This window comes from Endozoicomonas sp. ONNA2 (assembly GCF_024606365.1).
In the GTDB taxonomy this organism is placed as follows: Bacteria; Pseudomonadota; Gammaproteobacteria; order Pseudomonadales; family Endozoicomonadaceae; genus Endozoicomonas.
Genome location: NZ_JAHHPO010000918.1, coordinates 1 through 1,091, shown reverse-complemented (window position 1 = coordinate 1,091; position 1,091 = coordinate 1). Strand labels below are relative to the sequence as shown.

Sequence of the window (1,091 nt, the reverse complement as noted above, 5' to 3'; positions counted from 1 at the left end):
CGTAACAATAATTGGTGGCTTCAATAAATCCTGCAATACTGCCGCAATCAAACCGATTCCCCTTGAACTTATAAGCCAGCACACGAACCCGTTGGGCCTGGGCCATCAGGGCGTCGGTAATCTGGATCTCACCGCCCTTGCCCGGTCCGGTATCGCGAATCAGGTCAAAATTAATATCAAAGTGATCTTCCAGGCTGCGCTTGCCGCGACCGGTCACCATGCAGATATCGGCCATGCCTGCAGGGCTTCTTCAACCCCGTATTCAATCAGCGGTTTGGAGACCACCGGCATCATCTCTTTGGGCATGGATTTGGTGGCAGGGAGAAAGCGTGTACCGTAACCGGCGGCGGGGAATAAGCATTTTTTGATCATATAAGCCCGATCGTATGATTATTGACAAAACGTGATCTATCAACCATTTTGTATGTACATAAGGCACACAATAATGATATGAAAGTATTTAACTGGAATTGTGAAAAAAACGCATGGCTCAAGGCCAACCGGGGCATCTCATTTGAAGAGATCATTTTTCACATAGAAATGGGTGGAGAGCTGGCAATTACTCATCACCCGAATCAGGCGAAATACCCTGGCCAGAAGATATCGATTGTTCAGGTTGAAGACTATGTCTACCTGGTACCCTTTGTGGAATCAGAAAAAGAGATATTTCTCAAAACCATCATCCCCAGCCGTAAAGCAACAAAACAGTACCTGGGAGGCACCCCATGAATCCAAGTAAACACGAGTTACAAGAAGAACAGGAAATTCTGGATGCGTTTGAAGCGGGAGAACTGGAACCAGTTGATAACCCGGAAGCCATTCAACACACTCATCAACAGGCGGCAGCGAACACCTTTAAAAAAGATGCACGGTTGAATATTCGCCTGAGCAGCCGCACACTGAGAGCCCTGCAAAAAATGGCTCTGGAAGAAGGCATACCCTACCAGACCATGATTGCCAGTGTGCTCCATAAATACGCAGAAGGCAGACTTGTTCCCAGTGAGAATATCTCAGGCAAACAGTAGAAAACGTCTTTTTCTGAAAACTGACTACTGGCAACTGCCCACTTTCTTAACCATCTTACTCACCGT

2 protein-coding genes and 1 pseudogene are annotated in these 1,091 nt (G+C 46.9%); 2 read left to right on the top strand and 1 reads right to left on the bottom strand.

Going from position 1 to position 1,091, the window contains the following annotated elements:
• Window positions 1–372 (bottom strand): annotated as a pseudogene (locus KDK14_RS21510) (sugar phosphate nucleotidyltransferase); the annotation flags it as partial.
• 78 nt (window positions 373–450) lie between these two features.
• On the opposite strand from KDK14_RS21510, the gene KDK14_RS16330 reads away from it, so the two are divergent.
• Both KDK14_RS16330 and KDK14_RS16325 read left to right on the top strand, forming a co-directional pair.
• Window positions 451–729 (top strand): BrnT family toxin, encoded by a 279-nt coding sequence (locus tag KDK14_RS16330; protein ID WP_209278552.1) that lies wholly within the window; start codon window positions 451–453, stop codon window positions 727–729.
• The gene (locus KDK14_RS16325) at window positions 726–1,025 is read left to right on the top strand and encodes an antitoxin (RefSeq protein ID WP_257266240.1); all 300 of its coding nucleotides are present in this window, start codon (window positions 726–728) and stop codon (window positions 1,023–1,025) included. Before KDK14_RS16330 ends, KDK14_RS16325 begins: the two co-directional genes overlap by 4 nt.
• Window positions 1,026–1,091 lie beyond the last annotated feature (66 nt).